This is a genomic window from Rhodocaloribacter litoris (assembly GCF_011682235.2).
In the GTDB taxonomy this organism is placed as follows: Bacteria; Bacteroidota; Rhodothermia; order Rhodothermales; family ISCAR-4553; genus Rhodocaloribacter; species Rhodocaloribacter litoris.
On the sequence record NZ_CP076718.1, the window covers coordinates 647,621 to 665,750 of the forward strand.

19 protein-coding genes are annotated in these 18,130 nt (G+C 65.8%); 12 read left to right on the forward strand and 7 right to left on the reverse strand.

The window, feature by feature from the left end:
- Positions 1 to 88 precede the first annotated feature (88 nt).
- The gene (locus tag GQ464_RS02655; protein ID WP_166978120.1) at positions 89 to 307 is read left to right on the forward strand and encodes a hypothetical protein; all 219 of its coding nucleotides are present in this window, start codon (positions 89 to 91) and stop codon (positions 305 to 307) included.
- A gap of 149 nt (positions 308 to 456) precedes the next feature.
- Here GQ464_RS02655 and GQ464_RS02660 read toward each other — a convergent pair whose 3' ends face one another.
- Entirely contained in the window at positions 457 to 651 is a 195-nt protein-coding gene (locus GQ464_RS02660; protein WP_341481826.1) for a flavodoxin-dependent (E)-4-hydroxy-3-methylbut-2-enyl-diphosphate synthase, read from the reverse strand.
- Between the two features lie 90 nt (positions 652 to 741).
- On the opposite strand from GQ464_RS02660, the gene GQ464_RS02665 reads away from it, so the two are divergent.
- Positions 742 to 987: a hypothetical protein gene (locus tag GQ464_RS02665; protein ID WP_228350535.1), complete on the forward strand. Its 246-nt coding sequence runs from the start codon at positions 742 to 744 to the stop codon at positions 985 to 987.
- 2 nt (positions 988 to 989) lie between these two features.
- Positions 990 to 1,403, forward strand: coding sequence for a type II toxin-antitoxin system VapC family toxin (locus GQ464_RS02670; RefSeq protein ID WP_228350536.1), 414 nt, complete (start codon positions 990 to 992; stop codon positions 1,401 to 1,403).
- A gap of 51 nt (positions 1,404 to 1,454) precedes the next feature.
- Here the strand turns inward: GQ464_RS02670 and GQ464_RS02675 are convergent, their stop codons facing one another.
- Positions 1,455 to 1,649, reverse strand: a complete 195-nt coding sequence (locus tag GQ464_RS02675) for a flavodoxin-dependent (E)-4-hydroxy-3-methylbut-2-enyl-diphosphate synthase (RefSeq protein WP_341481826.1) — start codon at positions 1,647 to 1,649, stop codon at positions 1,455 to 1,457.
- 24 nt (positions 1,650 to 1,673) lie between these two features.
- Between GQ464_RS02675 and GQ464_RS02680 the strand changes: the two genes are divergently transcribed.
- Both GQ464_RS02680 and GQ464_RS02685 read left to right on the forward strand, forming a co-directional pair.
- Complete coding sequence (locus GQ464_RS02680) at positions 1,674 to 1,985, forward strand: hypothetical protein (protein ID WP_228350792.1); 312 nt, start codon at positions 1,674 to 1,676, stop codon at positions 1,983 to 1,985.
- A 115-nt stretch (positions 1,986 to 2,100) separates the two neighbouring features.
- A complete protein-coding gene (locus GQ464_RS02685) occupies positions 2,101 to 2,430 on the forward strand; it encodes a PIN domain-containing protein (RefSeq protein WP_228350538.1) in 330 nt (109 codons plus the stop codon).
- A gap of 52 nt (positions 2,431 to 2,482) precedes the next feature.
- Here GQ464_RS02685 and ispG read toward each other — a convergent pair whose 3' ends face one another.
- The 4 genes from ispG to GQ464_RS02705 form a co-directional block, all read right to left on the reverse strand.
- Positions 2,483 to 3,577: a flavodoxin-dependent (E)-4-hydroxy-3-methylbut-2-enyl-diphosphate synthase gene (gene ispG, locus GQ464_RS02690; RefSeq protein ID WP_166980501.1), complete on the reverse strand. Its 1,095-nt coding sequence runs from the start codon at positions 3,575 to 3,577 to the stop codon at positions 2,483 to 2,485.
- Positions 3,578 to 3,688: 111 nt separating this feature from the next.
- Positions 3,689 to 4,822 (reverse strand): endonuclease/exonuclease/phosphatase family protein, encoded by a 1,134-nt coding sequence (locus GQ464_RS02695; protein ID WP_166980499.1) that lies wholly within the window; start codon positions 4,820 to 4,822, stop codon positions 3,689 to 3,691.
- Between the two features lie 6 nt (positions 4,823 to 4,828).
- Positions 4,829 to 5,782: a rhomboid family intramembrane serine protease gene (locus tag GQ464_RS02700; RefSeq protein WP_166980497.1), complete on the reverse strand. Its 954-nt coding sequence runs from the start codon at positions 5,780 to 5,782 to the stop codon at positions 4,829 to 4,831.
- Positions 5,783 to 5,970: 188 nt separating this feature from the next.
- Positions 5,971 to 6,645: a rhomboid family intramembrane serine protease gene (locus tag GQ464_RS02705; protein WP_166980495.1), complete on the reverse strand. Its 675-nt coding sequence runs from the start codon at positions 6,643 to 6,645 to the stop codon at positions 5,971 to 5,973.
- A gap of 157 nt (positions 6,646 to 6,802) precedes the next feature.
- Between GQ464_RS02705 and GQ464_RS02710 the strand changes: the two genes are divergently transcribed.
- From GQ464_RS02710 to GQ464_RS02720, 3 genes are read left to right on the forward strand one after another with little or no spacing between them, the layout of a single operon-like run.
- The gene (locus GQ464_RS02710; protein ID WP_166980493.1) at positions 6,803 to 7,558 is read left to right on the forward strand and encodes a UDP-2,3-diacylglucosamine diphosphatase; all 756 of its coding nucleotides are present in this window, start codon (positions 6,803 to 6,805) and stop codon (positions 7,556 to 7,558) included.
- A gap of 45 nt (positions 7,559 to 7,603) precedes the next feature.
- A complete protein-coding gene (locus tag GQ464_RS02715; RefSeq protein WP_166980491.1) occupies positions 7,604 to 9,922 on the forward strand; it encodes a penicillin-binding protein 1A in 2,319 nt (772 codons plus the stop codon).
- A 52-nt stretch (positions 9,923 to 9,974) separates the two neighbouring features.
- Complete coding sequence (locus tag GQ464_RS02720; protein ID WP_166980489.1) at positions 9,975 to 11,219, forward strand: metallophosphoesterase family protein; 1,245 nt, start codon at positions 9,975 to 9,977, stop codon at positions 11,217 to 11,219.
- A 92-nt stretch (positions 11,220 to 11,311) separates the two neighbouring features.
- Here GQ464_RS02720 and GQ464_RS02725 read toward each other — a convergent pair whose 3' ends face one another.
- Positions 11,312 to 12,166, reverse strand: a complete 855-nt coding sequence (locus tag GQ464_RS02725; RefSeq protein WP_166980487.1) for a 4-(cytidine 5'-diphospho)-2-C-methyl-D-erythritol kinase — start codon at positions 12,164 to 12,166, stop codon at positions 11,312 to 11,314.
- 216 nt (positions 12,167 to 12,382) lie between these two features.
- On the opposite strand from GQ464_RS02725, the gene GQ464_RS02730 reads away from it, so the two are divergent.
- Genes GQ464_RS02730 through GQ464_RS02745 form a run of 4 tightly spaced genes read left to right on the forward strand, consistent with a single transcriptional unit; the run spans position 12,383 to position 18,115 of the window.
- Positions 12,383 to 14,161 (forward strand): polysaccharide biosynthesis/export family protein, encoded by a 1,779-nt coding sequence (locus GQ464_RS02730; RefSeq protein ID WP_166980485.1) that lies wholly within the window; start codon positions 12,383 to 12,385, stop codon positions 14,159 to 14,161.
- A gap of 11 nt (positions 14,162 to 14,172) precedes the next feature.
- Positions 14,173 to 15,405, forward strand: coding sequence for a GumC family protein (locus GQ464_RS02735; protein ID WP_166980483.1), 1,233 nt, complete (start codon positions 14,173 to 14,175; stop codon positions 15,403 to 15,405).
- Entirely contained in the window at positions 15,402 to 16,826 is a 1,425-nt protein-coding gene (locus GQ464_RS02740; RefSeq protein WP_166980481.1) for an O-antigen ligase family protein, read from the forward strand. Before GQ464_RS02735 ends, GQ464_RS02740 begins: the two co-directional genes overlap by 4 nt.
- 11 nt (positions 16,827 to 16,837) lie before the next feature.
- Positions 16,838 to 18,115, forward strand: a complete 1,278-nt coding sequence (locus GQ464_RS02745; RefSeq protein WP_166980479.1) for a flippase — start codon at positions 16,838 to 16,840, stop codon at positions 18,113 to 18,115.
- Positions 18,116 to 18,130: the final 15 nt, after the last annotated feature.

Consider the following 18,130-nt stretch of genomic DNA (forward strand, 5'->3'; position numbering starts at 1 on the left):
CTGTTCGATACCGGCTGCACCGCCAGGGACGTCACCGGCAAACTTTGCCGGAACTGCTAGCAGTTTACGACAAACCGGAGGAGTTACCATGAAGAAGTTCCTTTCACTCTTGAGCGCCCTGTTGCTGGTGGTGGCCATGACGGGCTGCACCGACAGCCTGACGGGCGTCACCGGCGGCGGTGAAAACCACAACACGAGCGTTGTCACCGGTGGTGGTGAAAACCACAACACTGGCGTCACAGGCGGTGGTGAAAACCACAACACTGGCGTCACCGGTGGCGGTGAAAACCACAACACCGGTGACTGAGCCTCCGCCTGCTTCCCGGTGCGGCGGCCGGTCCGGTCGCCCACCGTGCGATACGCCCCCCTGACACCCGTCTTGGATGCATCGCACACCCCGGTGGGCCTGCGGGTCCACCGGGTTTTTTGTTTCGGGTCACCGGTCCCGTGCCCGTTTCACGCAGGGGTTTCGGGAGCCGGTTCTTCCTCCTCCCACGTCTCGATGGCCTCCAGCACCGCCTCGACGATCTGGTCCTCCGGCACGGTGCGGACGATCTTGCCGCGCTTGAACAGGTGGGCCCGCCCGCGCCCGAGCGAGACGCCCAGGTCCGCGCCGGCGGCCTCGCCCGGCCCGTTGACCGCACACCCCATCAGCGCCACGGCACCCCCGGCGCCATAGTGCGTAGAACCTGGTATATCATCCGCCCCAACCATGGCAAGGAACACACCATGAATCCGGTCATGCAGCAGTTCATCAGGCGCCTGGAACGGCTCCCGGCAGCCGTGCAGGAGCGCTTCGTTCGACGGTTCCTGCGGGAGCTGGAGGAAGATCTACCTGCTGCGTACCAGGATACGGCCCAGATGCATGACGCCGAACGCGTACCCTTTGACCGTATCAAGCACCTCGCCGGCATCATCAAAGGCGGCCCCTCTGATGCTTCGTCCAATAAGAAGTACCTCGAAGGGTTTGGCGAACGTTCACTATAGCGATGCCGGTAATTCTTGCAGATACGGGGCCGATTGTCGCGTATCTTCGTGAGAAGGACGCGTTTTTCGGGTGGGCCTATGAGCAGTTCAGTACCCTTCCCCTCCCCTTTTTGACGTGCGAAGCCGTTTTGACGGAAGCCGCGTATGTCCTGTATCGTAGCGGCGGCTATCCGGAGGCTGTGATGGAACTGGTGTCGGCAGGCGCACTGCGCGTCGGATTCCACATGGAAAAGGAAGCCGATGCGCTCAAGAACCTCTTGCAGCGTTACCGGGACATACCGATGGACCTGGCCGATGCATGCATGGTACGGATGAGCGAGTTGTACCCGGACAGCGCACTGCTGACCGTGGATTCCGATTTTCTCATTTACCGCAAGCATGAACGGGACGTGATTCCCCTGATCACGCCGAGATAGCCGATGGCTCCGTGACCTGCTTTCTTGATGGAGGGAATGCCGCTGTCCCACTCACGCAGGGGTTTCGGGAGCCGGTTCTTCCTCCTCCCACGTCTCGATGGCCTCCAGCACCGCCTCGACGATCTGGTCCTCCGGCACGGTGCGGACGATCTTGCCGCGCTTGAACAGGTGGGCCCGCCCGCGCCCGAGCGAGACGCCCAGGTCCGCGCCGGCGGCCTCGCCCGGCCCGTTGACCGCACACCCCATCAGCGCCACGGCACCCCCGGCGCCATGGTGCGTAGAACCTGGTGTATCATCCGCCCCAACCATGGCAAGGAATACACCATGAATCCGGTCATGCAGCAGTTCATCAGGCGCCTGGAACGGCTCCCGGCAGCCGTGCAGGAGCACTTCGTTCGACGGTTCCTGCGGGAGCTGGAGGAAGATCTACCTGCTGCGTACCAGGATACGGCCCAGATGCATGACGCCGAACGCGTACCCTTTGACCGTATCAAGCACCTCGCCGGCATCATCAAAGGCGGCCCCTCTGATGCTTCGTCCAATAAGAAGTACCTCGAAGGGTTTGGCGAACGTTCACTATAGCGATGCCGGTAATTCTTGCAGATACGGGGCCGATTGTCGCGTATCTTCGTGAGAAGGACGCATTTTTCGGGTGGGCCTATGAGCAGTTCAGTACCCTTCCCCTCCCCTTTTTGACGTGCGAAGCCGTTTTGACGGATTTTTGACGTGCGAAGCCGTTTTGACGGAAGCCGCGTATGTCCTGTATCGTAGCGGCGGCTATCCGGAGGCTGTGATGGAACTGGTGTCGGCAGGCGCACTGCGCGTCGGATTCCACATGGAAAAGGAAGCCGACGCGCTCAAGAACCTCTTGCAGCGTTACCGGGACATACCGATGGACCTGGCCGATGCATGCATGGTACGGATGAGCGAGTTGTACCCGGACAGCGCACTGCTGACCGTGGATTCCGATTTTCTCATTTACCGCAAGCATGAACGGGACGTGATTCCCCTGATCACGCCGAGATAAATCGATGGCTCCGTGACCTGCTTTCTTGATGGAGGGAATGCCGCTGTCCCACTCACGCAGGGGTTTCGGGAGCCGGTTCTTCCTCCTCCCACGTCTCGATGGCCTCCAGCACCGCCTCGACGATCTGGTCCTCCGGCACGGTGCGGACGATCTTGCCGCGCTTGAACAGGTGGGCCCGCCCGCGCCCGAGCGAGACGCCCAGGTCCGCGCCGGCGGCCTCGCCCGGCCCGTTGACCGCACACCCCATCAGCGCCACGTTCAGGTCCTTCGTGAACCGCCGCTTCTTGACGGCCTCCTCCACCTCATTGACGATGGAGAACAGGTCGCCCGTGAGGCGGCCGCACGTGGGGCAGGCGATGATGTTCACGCCGGGCCGCCCCAGGCGCAGCGCCTTCAGGATCTGGTGCCCCACCTCCACCTCCTTGACCGAGTCCGTCGCCAGCGAGACCCGGATCGTATCGCCGATGCCGTCGGCCAGCAGGGCGCCGATGCCGATGGCGCTCTTGATCGAGCCCGTGCTGAAGGAGCCGGACTCCGTCACGCCCAGGTGCAGCGGGTAGTCGGTGCGCTCGGCCAGCAGCCGGTAGGCCTGGATCATGAAGAACACGTCCGAGTGCTTGACCGAGATGACGAGGTCCTCGAAGCCGTGCTTCCGGCAGATCTCGACGTGCCGCATGGCGCTCTCGAAGAGGGCCTCGGGCTGCGGGTAGCCGTACTTGTCGAGGAGGTCGCGCTCGAGCGAGCCGGAGTTGACGCCGATGCGGATGGGGATGCCGGCCTCTTTGGCCGCCAGCAGCACCTCGCGCTCCCATTCCTCCTTGCCGATGTTGCCCGGGTTGATGCGCACCTTGGCCACCCCCGCCTCGATGGCCTTGAGGGCGTACTGGTAGTTGAAATGGATGTCCGCCACGATGGGCACGGGGCTGCCCTGCACGATGTCCCGCAGGGCGTCGGCATCCTCGGGGCGCGGCACGGCCACGCGCACGATGTCGGCGCCGGCCTCGGCCAGGCGTCGGATCTCGGCCAGGCTGGCCTCCACGTCGTGCGTCTTCGACGTGGTCATCGACTGCACCGAGATCGGCGCACCGCCGCCGATCTGCACGTTCCCCACCTGCACGGGACGGGATTTCCGGCGAGGTCGTTCCATAACGCGCTCTTCGTCAAAGGATTGGTTTTCCGGTGGAATGTGCCCTCTATACCCGCGCGGTTCGCCGGGGTTCGGCCTCGCGGCCCGCCCCGGTCTGCCCGGGTGCGGTCTTCAACGAGAATTGCCCGGGTCCCGCCACCGCAGCCGCACCACGAGCGGGCGGTGGTCGGAGAGCCGCACCGGTGGCACGTGCGCCGTCTCCACCACCCATTCCGGTCCGGCCAGCACGTAGTCGATGCGGAACAGGGGCAGCCCGGCGTGGAAGGTCGCGCCCCAGCCGCGGCCCGCCCGGGCAAACGCGTCTGTCAGGCCGCGCGTCAGCTCGCGGTAGCCCCAGTTGTCCGGGGTGTTGTTGAAGTCGCCACAGACGAGCACCGGCAGCGTCTCGGTGTCGATCAGGCGGCGGACCTGCTCGATCTGCCAGGCCCGGGCGAGGATGGCCGCCCGGTATTGCCGGGCGAAGCTGAGCCAGGAGGCCGGGTTCAGCACCTGAAAGGCACCGTCGTGCCAGGGCTTGCGGGCCCCGTAGCTTTGCAGGTGGAGGTTGTAGAGGACGGCCTGCCGTCCCTGCCAGCTGAATACCACGCGCACCAGTTCCGAGACCTCGCCGCCGTTCATCCGCAAGGCACGCTCGTTCAGGCGATCCAGGGGCCATCGGGCCAGGACCGGCTTGGAGACGTGGCGGGTCGACCCATCCGGCACCCGGGTTCGATAGCCCAGCGAATCGATCAGCGGGGCGTAGTAGGCGGCCGGGCGCACCCCGGCGGGCCGGCGGCTGAAGGTCATCTCCGCCTCCTGGAACGCGACCACGTCCGGCCCGGCGGCCCGGACGAGCGCGGCCAGCGCCGCCGGGCGTGCGGGGTCGCCGCGCAGGTGCCCGCCCCATCCCAGGTTGAACGTCATCACGGTGAGGGCCGGGGAGGCGGCCTCCGCCGGCGAGGCGGGCATCCGACCGGCGACGGCCCCGAACCCTGCGCGGGGCGCGAACCGCACGGCCGCGAGCACGAGAAGCACCAGGTGAACGGCCAGCAGCCCCCGCCGCCGGCGCAGGGCCGTGACCAGCGTCGCGGCAACGATCAGGACCGCCAGGTAGGGCAGGCCCACGGCGACGAGCTGGAGCCACCACAGCTGCCGCGGATGCACGTACCGCGCCGCGTAGCCCGCCGCAAAGAGCAGCACGAGAAGGCCGTCGAACACCAGAAAACCCCGCCAGAGCAGGCGTCGTGCAGCCGCGCTTCGACTCATTGCTCGTTACCGGCGGCTGGCTTCGTAGAGGATACGTTTCTCCTCGTCGGTGAGCGCGTCGTAGCCCTGCTCGCTGATCTTGTCGAGGATGCGGTCCACCTCGCCTTCGAGCGAGTTGCCGTCGGCGTCCGTGAGGGGTTCACGCACGCCGGGGGACGCGGGCCGGGCCGGACCGTCCGGCTGCCCGGCTCTCTCGGCCCGGCGCGAGGCCAGCCAGGCTTCCACCTGCCCCAGCAGCCCCTCACCCTCCCGCATATCGCGTCGTGTGGACGCCCGCCGCGGGCGGCGGCTCCGGAAAAAGAGCCGCGCCCAGGAGGACAGGTCGATCCCCCCGGCCTCGGCGCGGGCAAAGAGGAAGCCGAAGAGCGCGCCCCCCAGGTGAGCCGAAACCGACGTGCCGCCCCCGGCCAGGAACAGGATGTCGAGGGCCAGAAAACCGATAACCACATAGATGAGCCGCACCGTGCCGATGAACAGCAGCGCGATGCTCTTGTACGGATAGGTCACGGCCACCACCGTCAGCACCGCCAGTACCGAGGCCGAGGCCCCGTGCACGATACCGCCGAAGGCGCCCACCGAGGGAAAAAGGGCGTGAAGGAACACCGTCAGCAGCCCCCCGCCCAGGCTGCCGAGCAGGTACACCGCCAGCAGCCGGTGCGCCCCGTGCAGCTCCTCATACTCCCGCCCGATCCACACCAGCCAGAGCATGTTGAACAGGATGTGGATCAGCCCCCAGAACCCCGGCTCCAGGTGCAAGAAACCATACGTGACGAGCTGCCACGGCTCGAGCAGGATGCCCGGAAACGCCGGGTTGAGCGCCACGTGTTCCACCACGAAGCGCCGCGTCACATCGAAATGAATCAGCAGGACCTGCCACAGCACGTAGGCGACGACATTGATCGTCAGCAGCGCCCGCAGCGCCCGTGGCTGTACGCGATACCAGGCCTGAAATCGGTTCACGTCACTTTCGGAAAGTCAGGGGTTGCGCGGCTCGTACGGCCCGGGGGCGGGAAAAACACGCCCCGCCTCCTGTACGACGGGCAACACGGCTCGATCCAACACGGTCATAGCGAATCATTCCCTGCCTATTACCCGAGAGGCAAAGGAAGGTTTTGGTATTCCGGCGGCCGGAGCCGGGCAGACCGACCTCACCAGTACATCCGCCGGGCGGGTCGAACCGGCAGCTTGCCGCGCCAGTACTGGATCAGCACAAAGCCAAAAAGCATGCCGCCCAGGTGAGCGAAGTGGGCCACCCCCGTCTGCGTGCCGGCGATCCCGGCCCAGAGCTCGATCAGGCCGTACCCGATGACGAACCACTTGGCCTTGATCGGGAAAAGAAAGTACAGATAGATCGGCTGGTTGGGAAACATCATCCCGAAGGCCAGCAGAATACCGAAGACGCCGCCCGAGGCGCCCACGATGGGCACCGGATCGCCCCACGAAACCACCAGCTGGCACAGCGCCGCACCGATCACGCAGACGAAGTAAAAAATGGCGAAACGCCGGGACCCCCACGTGTTCTCGATCTGCACGCCGAACATCCACAGCGCGAACATATTGAAGAACAGATGCCCGAAGCCGCCGTGCAGAAAGCTGTACGTGACGAGCTGCCAGGGCCAGAAGCCGGGAACGACTTCGAGCCCGAGGGAGGTACGCACGACGTCCGGGGTCCCGAGCGGCCAGAGGGCCAGCCAGCGAAGCAGGAGATCCTGCGTCGTCGGCACGAGGCCGGCCATGAAGAAGAGCCCGTTCAGAATCAGCAGATTCTTGATGATCGGCGGAAAGACGGAAAACCGGGTCGGCGGCTGATACGTATCGTACATGCACTCGCGTTGAAGCTGAAGAGGGAGGGCGCCGGGCGGAACGGCACCCCGGCCAGACCTTATAGTGCCCGCCCCCCCTTCGGGTTGCAGGCGCGGGCTCCACACGCCCCGACCCGGCATCCGGTTTCCACGATCGTTCACCCCCCCACGGTTTCCTTTGATCCTTTTCATCTCCGACATACACTTCGGCCGGGCCGGCGCGGCCACCGAACGGCTTCACGAGCAGGAGCTCGTAGCCTGCCTGCGGGCCTGTGAAACGGCGGTCGAAGGGCTCTACCTCGTCGGCGACGTGTTCGATGCCTACATCGAATACCGCCACCTCGTCCCGAAGGGCTTCGTGCGGTTTCAGGCGCTCCTGGCCGAATGGACCGGACGGGGCGTACCCGTGACCTACCTGGTGGGCAACCATGACCCCTGGCACCGCGACTACTTCGCCTCGGAACTGGGCGTCCGCGTCGTTTTCGACGCCCTGCACGAACCGCTCTTCGGCCGCAACGTTTACATGGCCCATGGCGACGGGCTGGCCCCGGCGGACCGCCTCCAGCGGCGGCTCCGCCCGATCCTGCGCCATCCCGTACCCGTACGGCTGTACCGGACCCTGCTCCCCGGGGACCTGGGGCTGGGACTGGCCCGGTGGGTGAAGAACCGCTTCGGGCACCAGCAGGTCAGCGAGGAAACCATCACCGGCCTGCGCGAACACGCCCGCCGTATCCTTGCCACCACCCCTGCCGAGCTGGTCATCCTCGGCCACAGCCACCACCCCGAACAGGTCCGCTGGCCCGAGGGGGATTACCTGAACCTGGGCAGCTGGCGGGACGAACGCACCTTCGGCCTCCTCGACGAACGCGGCCCCCGGCTCATGCGTTGGAACGGTACTTGCCCTGTAGCATTCAACCCCCGACCCTCCCGGTGAGCCGCTGTGTCCCTTCGGCCACCGAGCCCCTATCCCTTCACCACCATGTCCAACTGGCCCTACACGGAAGAAGAGCTGGACCGGTACTTCAAGAGCCCGGAAGCCCGTCACGGCCTCCGGTCGAACGGCAACGGCCGTACCGGCCCGCCCCGGCGCGGCATCGCCGGCTATTTCCACCGGCGTTTCCGGGATACCCGCAAGGCCCAGGCCGCGATGGCCCTCTCCGCGATCGCCGGCCTGCTGCTCGCCGTCACGCTTTTCCTGAGCTTCTACACGGTGCTGATCTGGGACGAGCTCCCCTCGCTCCAGCAGCTCGAAAACCCGCACTTTCAACTGGCCTCCGTGGCCTATACCGCCGACGGACGTGAGCTGGCCCGTTACGCCCGGCAGAACCGCACCTGGGTGGCGTTCGAAGACATCTCACCCCACGTCATCAACGCCCTGATCGCCACCGAAGACCATCGCTTCTACGAAAACTGGGGCATCGACCTGTTCCGTACCGTCGTCTCCGTCGCCAAAACCCTGCTGGGCGACCGGCAGGGCGGCTCGACGATCTCGCAGCAGCTGGCCCGCAACCTCTACAACGAGCAGATCGGCCGCCGCGTGACCATCGAACGCAAGCTCAAGGAGATGATCACCGCCATCGAGCTGGAGCGCCGCTACACCAAACGCGAGATCCTCGAGATGTACCTGAACACGGTCGAGTTCGGGTACAACGCCTATGGCATCGAAGCCGCCGCCCGCACGTTCTACGGCACGAGCCCGATGGAACTCGACCCGCTCCAGAGTGCCACCCTCATCGGCATGCTCAAGGGGACGACGATCTACAACCCGGTCACCCGTCCCGAGAATGCCCGGCAGCGCCGGAACGTCGTGCTGCGGCTGATGGTCGAACACGGCCATTTGAGTGAAGACTACTACCTGGCCCATCGGGACGAGCCCGTCGGGGCCAGATACCACTCGGCCGCCATCACCAACAGCCTGGCCCCCCACTTCGCCCGCTACGTCGGCGAACGGGTGGAGGCCTGGGCCCGGCAACACGGCCACGACCTGTACACGGACGGGCTCGTCATCTACACGACGCTCGACGCCCGCCTGCAGGAACTGGCCACCCAGGCCGTCCTCACCCAGATGGAAGGCCTGCAGGCCGTCGTCGACTACGAGTGGAGCCGTCCTTCCGGCTACAGCCTCGGCCTCGACGTCGAACCCTACCTGGCCAAGAAGGGCACCTTCGAGCCGTTCGCCCACTTCTGGTCCTCCCAGAAAGAGCTCGTCGACCAGTTCATCCGCGAAACCCCCCGCTTTGCGGCCCTGCGCCGCAGCGGCCTCGGCCCGGCAGCCGCCCTGGACTCGCTCCGCCGCAACCGGGCTTTCATGGATTCGCTCAAGACGAACAAGACGCGCCTGGAGGCGGGCCTGGTGGCGCTCGACCCGCGCACCGGGCACGTGAAAGCCTGGGTCGGCGGGCGTAAGATGGAGGAAGACTGGAACGACCACGTCGCCCAGACGCGCCGGCAGCCCGGCTCCACCTTCAAGCCGTTCGTCTACACGGCTGCCATCCACAACGGCTGGTCGCCCTACTACACCCTGCCGGACTCGACCTTCGAATACGTGGACGCAGCCGGCAACGTGTGGAGCCCGAAAAACACCGGCGGCTCCACCGGCGAGATGATGACGCTCCGGCAGGGCCTGGCCCGCTCGCTCAACACCATCACGGCCCGGCTGATGCTCGAGATCGGCCCTCCGGAAGTCGCTTTCTTCGCCCGGCGCATGGGCATCAAGAGCCCGCTCGACGAGGTGCCGGCCCTGGCCCTGGGCACCAGCGACGTGACGCTGCTCGAGCTCACCGCCGCCTACGGCACCCTCGCCAACGGCGGCCTCTACCATGAGCCGGTGGTCATCACCCGCATCGAGGACCGGAACGGCAACGTGCTCTTCGAGGCCGAGCCGGCCCCGCAGGAAGCCCTCTCCGAGGCCACCGCCTACACCATGGTCGACATGCTGCGGGCCGTCATCCAGGAAGGCACCGGCATCCGCATCCGCACCCAGTTCGGGCTCGGCGAATACGACCTGGCCGGCAAGACGGGCACCACCCAGAACAGCGCCGACGGCTGGTTCGTCCTGATGCATCCCGAACTCGTCACCGGGGCCTGGGTCGGCTTCAACGACCGCCGCATCGCCTTCCGCAGCAACTACTGGGGACAGGGCGCCCACAATGCCCTCTTCCTCGTGGGCGACTTCTTCCGGCGGGCCACCCGGGCGGGCGACCTCGTCAGCAAAACCCGCTTCCCCGCACCCGAAGAGTTCGGCCTGCCCGTACCGCAGCCCGAGCGGCACCGCGACCGGGACCGCATCAGCTGGTAACCCCCCGAAACGCGAAATCCCAACCGTCAACCTGCCGTCCGAACGCCGAACCTTGAAGCTCCTCCACACGGCCGACATCCACCTCGGCAGTAACACCTACGGCCGCATCGACCCGGAAACGGGGCTGAACACCCGCCTGCTGGACTTCAAGCGTGCCTTCGATTTTATGGTCGAGCGGGCCCTCGAAGAGGACATCGACCTGTTCCTCTTCTGCGGCGATGCCTATCGAACGGCCGACCCGACCCCCACGCAGCAGCGCACCTTCGCCGAATGCCTCCAGCCGATCGCCGAGCGGGGCATCCCCATCGCCATGATCGTGGGCAACCACGACCATCCCGTCTCCTTCGGCAAGGCCTCCGCGCTCGACATCTTCAGCTTCATCCAGGGCGAGGTCCACGTCTTCCGCAAGCCGGACATGCAAACGATCCGGACAAAGCGCGGCCCGGTGCAACTGCTGGCGCTCCCCTGGCCCATCCGCAGCATGCTCCTCTCGCGCGAGGAGCACCGCAAGAAGTCGCCCGCCGAGATCCGCGCCTTCATCGAGGCGAAGTACCTCGAATACCTGGACCTGATGATGCAGGACCTCGACCCGGCCGTCCCGGCGGTGCTGGCGGCCCACCTGACGGTACAGGGGGCCGAACTGGCCGGCTCGGAACGCACCAGCCTCATCGAACACGAGCCCAAGTTCACCGCCGCCCAGCTGGCCCGGCCCGGCCTCGACTACGTGGCCCTCGGCCACATCCACCGGCCGCAGGACCGCAACGAGGGCAACACACCCCCCGTGGTCTACTGCGGCAGCATCGAACGCATCTCGTTCAAGGAGTGGGAGGACCGCAAGGGCTTCTTCCTCGTCGACATCGAGACGACGCCCGAAGGCAAGCGCACCACCTACCGGTTCGTCGAGACGCCCGCCCGCCCCTTCGTGCACGTGCAGGTGGACGCCCGCGGGGCCGCCGACCCGACGGAGGTCATCCTGACGGCCCTCGCCCGGCATGAGGTCGCCGACGCCATCGTGCGCGTGCGCTACCACATCGAGGAAGACCAGGCGGCACTCGTGGACGTGCCCCGCATCCGCGAAGCCCTCAAAACGGCCCACGTCATCGCCTCCATCGAGCGCACCGTGGACCCTGCCGAGCGGCAGCGCCGCACCGTCGTCACCCGCGAGTCCTCGCTCGAAGAGGCCATGACCCGCTACATCGCCCAGCACGACGAACTCGCCCCGCTCAAGGACCGGCTGCTACAGGCCGCCCTCGAGCTCGAAGCCGAATACGAGGCCCGCCGGCGCGCCGAAACCTGAAACAGGTCTCCACAACTCCCCTCATGCCTCTTCGGGGCCGGCTCCGTTCGCGGAGCCGGCCCCGTTCTTTTTCGGCGAACGCGCGCCCAGTGTTACGGCGCTACGTTGGTCCAGACCCGGCAGCCGGCTTGCCGGGCGGCTTCGGCGGCGGCACGGGCGGCAGCCTCCGCCTCGAAGACCCCGAAGACCGCCGCGCCCGACCCCGAGAGGGCCGCATAGCCCGCCCCTGCCTTCAGCAGCACCTCGCGGGCGGCGCGGATGCCGGGAAAGGCCGCCATCACGGGCGCCTCGAAGTCGTTGACGAGTTCGGCCCGCCAGCGCGCCAGGTCGTTCGACGTGACGACGGCGCGCAGGTCGGGGCGGCCCGTGGCGCGGGGGCGGACGAGCCGGTAGGCCTCTACCGTGGCCACATGCACGGGCGGCACGGCCACCACCAGGGCGAACGGAAAGCGGTACGGGGTGCCGGTGGCCGGATCCATGAGGGGGGTCAGGTGTTCGCCGCGCCCGGTGGCGAAGGCGGCCTCCGGGCCGAGGAAAAAGGGCACGTCGGAACCCAGCCCGGCGGCGAGGGCATGGAGCCGGTCCGGCGGCGCGTCGAGGTCCCACAGGTCGGACAGGAGGAGCAGGGTGGCGGCCGCATCGCTCGACCCGCCACCGAGGCCCGCGCCGTAGGGCACGTGCTTCTCCAGATGCAGCGCCGCGCCGTGCGTGACGCCGAAGGCCCGTTGCAGCGCCCGCGCCGCCTTCACGCACAGGTTGCGCTCGTCGGTGGGCAGGGCCGGGTCCGAACACGTCATGCGCAGGTCCGCGCCGGGCCGGGCCGCCAGCCGGTCCGCCCAGCCAATACGGAGAAAAACGGTTTCGAGGTCGTGGTAGCCGTCCGGCCGGCGGCACAGCACGTGCAGGCCCAGGTTGATCTTGGCGGGTGCGAGGCGTTCGAGCAGCACTTGAAGAGCGTATGTGTTTTCCGGCGGTTCATTGCACCGGCAGGTGCGATGCCGTAGTTTAAAAAACGCTTGCGCAAGTCTGAAGCCCCATCTCCAGCGACCGGCGCCTATACGCGACTGTTACGAATCGCTCCCGTTTGCGTCCCTGACAGACCGCCGCGTTTTTTTGCGGACATGTACCCGTCCGGTTGTTTCCATTCCCCTGACCCCGTATCCATGAAGCATCCTGTATCGCCGCGCGTACCGGTTCCGTGCACGGCCGGCGCGGTCCGGAAGCTGGCTGTCTGCCTGCTGGTGCTGTGGTATGCCTTCCTGCCGGATCCCGGGCAGGCCCAGCAGCGCACCGGCACCACCGGCCTGTTCGACTTCGGCACGGGCAATCCCGTCGAGTTGCTGCGTCGCCGTCTCACCGAGTCCGTCTTTTCGAGCGCGCTCCTGCCGATGGAAGGGGCCGTCGACTCGTCGGCGTACGTCGTGGGGCCGGGAGACTATTTCAGCGTCGTCATCGAGGGGCTGGAGGCCGAGATCCCACCGATCCCGGTGACGGCGGACGGCCAGCTCATCCTGCCCGACGTGGGGGGGGTTCCGGTGGCCGGCCTGACGCTGGCCGAGGCCCGGAGCCGGGCCCGCCGGGCGCTGAAGGCCCGTTTCCGGAACGTGGCGGTGAACGTGTCGCTGGCCCAGCCGCGCCAGTTCTACGTCCACGTCACCGGGGCCGTGCCCGTGCCGGGGCGCTACCTGGCCATGCCGGTGGCCCGTGTCGCCACGGTGCTCGAGATGGCCTTTGCGGACACCACCCGCACCCCCGTTGGCAACTTCAACTACCGCCCCTCGCTGCGCAACATCACCCTGGTACGCCGGGACGGCACCGAGCGGCACATCGACCTCTTGCGCTACTTCGTCACCGGCGAGACGGCCCACAACCCGTACCTGAGCGACGGGGACGTCATCTACGTGCCGGCCTACGACCCGCGCTTCGCCAGCGTCTACGTGGACGGCGAGGTGCCCTTCCCCGGCGCCTACGACCATCACCCGGGGGAGACGGCCGGCGACCTGCTGGCCCTGGCCGCCGGCAAGGCCGACCCGGCATCGCTCGGCCCGGTACGCCTGACCCGCCGCCACGCCGACGGCACCGTCGAGACCCGCCTGCTGGCGCCGGAAGACCTGTCGATCGTCCTCCAGCCGCGGGACCACCTCTCCATCGGCACGGCCCGCCTCCCGGGCGGCACGGCCACCATCGAGGGCTTCGTCCATCACCCCGGCACCTATCCCATCGAGCAGGGACGCACCACCGTGCAGGACCTCATCGCGCTCGCCGGCGGGCTGCGCCCGGAGGCCTCCGTCCGCATGGCCTACCTCGAACGCATCGTCCTGCCCGAGCCCACCCCGAAACGCTTCACCCAGAACCGCTTCGAGCTGCGCCCCCCGCCCCCGGTCGTCGTTCCCCGGGATTCGGTGGAGATCCTGCAGCGCCTCCGCATGGCCGACCTCGACTTTCTCAGCCGGGCCTATTTCGCCCGGGAGCTTCGCCTGCAGAACCGGGTCTCCGTCAGCCTGGTGGACCTGCTCGAGGAGCGAACCGACCCGGTCTACCTGCGCGACGGGGACCGCCTGGTGGTACCGCGCGACGAGCAGACGGTGTACGTCTTCGGGCAGGTGGTGCGCCCCGGCTTCGTGGCCTACGTGCCCGGCAAGGACGCCCGCTATTACATCGAAGCCGCCGGGGGGGCCGGCCCGCTGGCCGCCAGGGCCTACGTGGTCGACGGCGCCACCGGAGCCTACGTCCCGGCCGACCAGGCCAGGATCGAGTCCGGCGACCTGATCTTCCTCGACCGCAAGCAGGACATCGCCGACTCGCCCGAGATGCAGCGGCTGGTTCTGGAAGAGGGGCGCTTCCGTGCCGACGCCCGCATCCGCACCGTCCAGACGATCCTCCAGACCGCGGGCACCATCGCCTCGCTCGTGGCGTTGATCGTCACGATCAGCCGAAATTAGAACCGCACGCGATGGAGACGCACACGGCACAACGCATCGAAGGCGACACGCTCCCTGCCGGCAGGCACGAACAGGCACGGCGTGAGCGGGCCGAGAACAACCTCTGGGACACGCTGGGGACGCTCTACCGCTGGCGCCGCTTCATCGCCGGCGTTACCGGCACCGTGGCCGTCCTCTCGGTCGTCATCAGCCTGCTCCTGCCCAACTGGTACCGGGCCGAAGCCCGGCTGCTCCTGCCCGAAAGCGGCGGCGCCAGCGGGCTGGCCTCCGCCATCCTGGGGAACCTCTCCTCGGCCGCCCGCTCCCTCATCGGCGGTGCCGGCGGGGACTATACCCGCTACCTCGCCATCCTCAGCAGCCGCACCACGTTCGAAAACGTCATCGACCGCTTCGATCTGATCCGGGTCTACGAACTCGAAGGCAAGCAGACCCCCCGCGAGGATGCCATCAAGACCCTTGGGCAAAACGTCGAGTTCGTCATCGACAACGAATACGAGTTCCTCTCGATCGAAGTGCTCGACAAGGACCCGGAGCGGGCGGCGGCCATGGCCAACTTCTTCGTCGAGGAGCTGAACCGGCGCAACGCCGAGCTCTCGTCGCAGACGGCGGGCAGCTTCCGGCGGTATGTGGAGCTGCGCTACGACGAGTCCCGGCGGATGCGGGACGCCCTCCTCGACTCGCTCGCGGCGTTCCAGCGACGCTACGGGGTCTATGACCTGCAGGCCCAGACGGAGGCTTTCTTCGACCAGCTGGCCCAGCTTCGCGCCAGCGCGCTGCAACTGGAGATCCAGTATGAAGCCTTCCGCGAACAACTGGGACCGGAGAACCCGCAGGTGCAACGCCTGGGCGAGCTGGTCCAGGCGGCCCAGCGCAAGTACCGCGAGGCGCTGGCCGGCCGCGAGCAGGTGCTGCCCGTCTCGCAGGAAGAGGCCCCGCAGATGATCCGGCAGTACGCCAACCTGGAGATGGAGCGTATCATCCAGGAGCGGATCCTGGAGCTGGTGGCCCCCCTGCTGGAGCAGGCCCGGTTCGAGGAGCAGCAACGGGTCGAGGCCGTGCAGGTGGTGGATCCGGCCGTGCCGCCCGAGCGCAAGGCCAAGCCGAAACGCTCGATCATCTGCATCGCGGCCACGCTGTCGGCCTTCATCCTGGCCGTCGTGTTCGTGCTCGTCTACACCTGGTGGCAGCGCAACCACGCGTATTTCGCCCGCCGCCTGCGCGACGCCGCCGCCCCGTCCTCATGAATGCTTCCGCGCTCACCCCCGAGACGCTCGGCGCCCGGGGCCGCTTTGCGCTGTGGAGCGGCCTGGCGTTCGGGCTGCTGCTCGTGCTCTACCTGACCTGGAGCGCCCCGGACCTGGTCGCTTTCCTGCCGGTCGTGCTGCTGGGGCTGCTCTGGTTATGGTGGCTGGGAAAAAACACGACACGTTTCCTGTACTTCACCCTGGCCGCGTTCGTCCTGGTGGCCCGGTACAAGGAAGGGTTTCAGGTTGAGGAAATATTCTACGGTCTACTGTATCTCGGTTTTCTGGGCTACTGGTTCACAAGTCGCTTCTTCTTCTACCGCGATCCAGTCCTCCAGACCACGACCGACTGGTCGCTCTGGCTCTTTTTGATCTACGTAACCCTCTCCTTTCCTTTCACCTTTTTACATGGCGGCGATGGTACCGTGATGCTCAGCGAGTGGCTGTCGCTCAGCATGCTGGCCTTCTATTTTCCCGTCAAAGAGGCCTGCTCACGCCGTGCGTCGTCTCTACGCCACTTCTTCATCATCCTTGCATGGATCGGCTTTTTCATCGCACTGCGCAACCTGTATGAATACTGGCTCGGCTTCCGGAGTGCAACGGCCCTGTGGCAAATTGCAGGCGGCAGGGTCACAGAAAACGAACATGTACTCATGATGATGAGCCTGGCGTGCCTGGCACTTTTCCTGGGTGTGCAGCATTACCGGAGAAAAATACCTCTACTGCTTGTATTCATTTTTTTATTCACCGGCGTAGTCATCGGCCAGAGCCGGGCGCTCTGGATCTCGTTTGCCCTGGGAACCTTTGTCATCTTTATCCTGATAGATCGCAAACGAAAAGCTCAGCTTTTTCTTATCATCCTATCAGGCATAACCGTATTCGTTCTACTGGGTATTCTTTTGTTTGACGACTTCTTTTCCCTGGTCGTACTGGGATTGATCAACCGCCTCGGTTCACTCGAAACGGCAACTACGGCAGACATTTCTCTCGTAAACAGGTTCATAGAAATGAAAGCCGTCTGGGATTATATCCTGCACAATCCGATTCTCGGATATGGGCTCGGAGTACCCTATCACTACTACAGCATCGTATATGAATTCACCCACGAAACCTCTTTCATACATAACGGCTATCTGGGGGCTCTGTACCGGCATGGACTCACCGGTGCTTCGCTGCTTTTCTTTTTCTATTTCAGTACCATATGGCAAGCCCTTCGCCTCTGGCGCCAAGCCAACCTGCCGTTCCTGCCACGAATCACGGGCCTGATCGTCGTTGCCGCTTTCACCGCAGAGGCCCTGGTGGCCAACACCGAGAACCCGTTCACCAACTCGGATCGCACGCTTATGATCGGTATACTCGGCGGGTTGGTCGCCGGAATAAGGGAACGGGCATCCAAAGCGGCTGACCCGATCGAGTCTTGACGCCCGGCCTTATGCGTTCTCACATTTTAAAGAACATAACGTGGCTGGGGGCTGCAAGCCTGGCGGTAAAGCCTTTCTGGATCTTCTTTCTTGTCTCACTCAGCCCGCGCCTGCTGGGCACCTACGAATACGGCGTCCTGTCGGCGGCCCTGGCCCTGGCTACGATGGCCGGCTCGTTCTCTGACCTCGGCATGTCCCAGTACACGCTTCGGGAAGTAGCCCGGCATCCCGAGCACGCCGGCACTTTTTTCTCCAACTTTATCCCGCTCCGAAGCACGCTTCTCTTTGCCGGCATCCTGGTCGCCGTGATCGCGGCCTATCTGATGCATTACACCCCCGACGGACTGCTTGCGGTCGTCTTCGCCGGTTTTTACTGGTCGATGGAAAACCTGCTCTATTACGTACGGGTCTACTTTCGTGCCTTCGAAATCCTGCGCGTCGAGGCCATTTCGACGGTACTGGAAAAGGCCATCGTCATTGCGTGCGGCACCCTTATGCTCTGGCAAACCCGGCAGGCTACCTGGACCCTGGCCGGCATGGCCACCGGGATGGCCTTCGTCACCACGGTCAACCTCGTCTGGGTGGCCCGCCACCTTGCCCCTTTCCGTCTTCGAGCTTTTACCTTTTCCTTTCTGCGACCGACGCTCCCGGCCATGATTCCGCTCGGGATCGCGGGCTTTCTGACCGTTTTCTATACCCGCACCGACCTCGTCATGATCGAGGTCATGCTGGGGGAGGTCCCGACCGGCCAGTACGCCCAGGCCTACCGCATCCTGCAAGCCCTGGGCCTCATCCCCTTTGTGGTGGCCTACAGCGCCCTTTTCCCGCGCCTGTCGGCCACCTACCAGGAAACCAACCCGTCCGCTTTTCGGCGGCTGTTATACCAGGGCCTGGCAGGCCTGGGCGGAACCGGGATGCTCACAGCCCTGGCGCTGACGTGGCTGGCCCCGTTCATCATCCACCTGCTGGTGCCCGATCCCGGCTTCGCGCCCGCCATCCAGACGCTCCGCATCCTGGCATGGACCTTTCCGTTCACCTGCCTGAGTAGCCTGTTCTACGTGGCCTTCATCTCGATGAATCGTCATCGTCTCCCCATTCTGACCCTGGCCTTGGCCACCCTGTTGAACATAGGGGCCAACGTTCTGGTAATTCCACGTTACGGCATCGACGGCGCGGCGCTGGTAACGGTCCTGTCGGAAGTGTTCATAACGGCGGTATACGCCACCTACTACGCCTTTTTCATGCCCTGGCCGGCATACTCCCCCAGACCCTTCGACACGCATCTTTGACCCTTGTTGTCTGCC

Bases quoted from the DNA above. Each gene is read 5' to 3' on its own strand.
- GQ464_RS02655 (WP_166978120.1), top strand. From the start codon at position 89: ATGAAGAAGTTCCTTTCACTCTTGAGCGCCCTGTTGCTGGTGGTGGCC.
- GQ464_RS02660 (WP_341481826.1), bottom strand. From the start codon at position 651: ATGGGGTGTGCGGTCAACGGGCCGGGCGAGGCCGCCGGCGCGGACCTG.
- GQ464_RS02665 (WP_228350535.1), top strand. From the start codon at position 742: ATGCAGCAGTTCATCAGGCGCCTGGAACGGCTCCCGGCAGCCGTGCAG.
- GQ464_RS02670 (WP_228350536.1), top strand. From the start codon at position 990: ATGCCGGTAATTCTTGCAGATACGGGGCCGATTGTCGCGTATCTTCGT.
- GQ464_RS02675 (WP_341481826.1), bottom strand. From the start codon at position 1,649: ATGGGGTGTGCGGTCAACGGGCCGGGCGAGGCCGCCGGCGCGGACCTG.
- GQ464_RS02680 (WP_228350792.1), top strand. From the start codon at position 1,674: ATGGTGCGTAGAACCTGGTGTATCATCCGCCCCAACCATGGCAAGGAA.
- ispG (WP_166980501.1), bottom strand. From the start codon at position 3,577: ATGGAACGACCTCGCCGGAAATCCCGTCCCGTGCAGGTGGGGAACGTG.
- GQ464_RS02695 (WP_166980499.1), bottom strand. From the start codon at position 4,822: ATGAGTCGAAGCGCGGCTGCACGACGCCTGCTCTGGCGGGGTTTTCTG.
- GQ464_RS02705 (WP_166980495.1), bottom strand. From the start codon at position 6,645: ATGTACGATACGTATCAGCCGCCGACCCGGTTTTCCGTCTTTCCGCCG.
- GQ464_RS02715 (WP_166980491.1), top strand. From the start codon at position 7,604: ATGTCCAACTGGCCCTACACGGAAGAAGAGCTGGACCGGTACTTCAAG.
- GQ464_RS02730 (WP_166980485.1), top strand. From the start codon at position 12,383: ATGAAGCATCCTGTATCGCCGCGCGTACCGGTTCCGTGCACGGCCGGC.
- GQ464_RS02735 (WP_166980483.1), top strand. From the start codon at position 14,173: ATGGAGACGCACACGGCACAACGCATCGAAGGCGACACGCTCCCTGCC.
- GQ464_RS02740 (WP_166980481.1), top strand. From the start codon at position 15,402: ATGAATGCTTCCGCGCTCACCCCCGAGACGCTCGGCGCCCGGGGCCGC.
- GQ464_RS02745 (WP_166980479.1), top strand. From the start codon at position 16,838: ATGCGTTCTCACATTTTAAAGAACATAACGTGGCTGGGGGCTGCAAGC.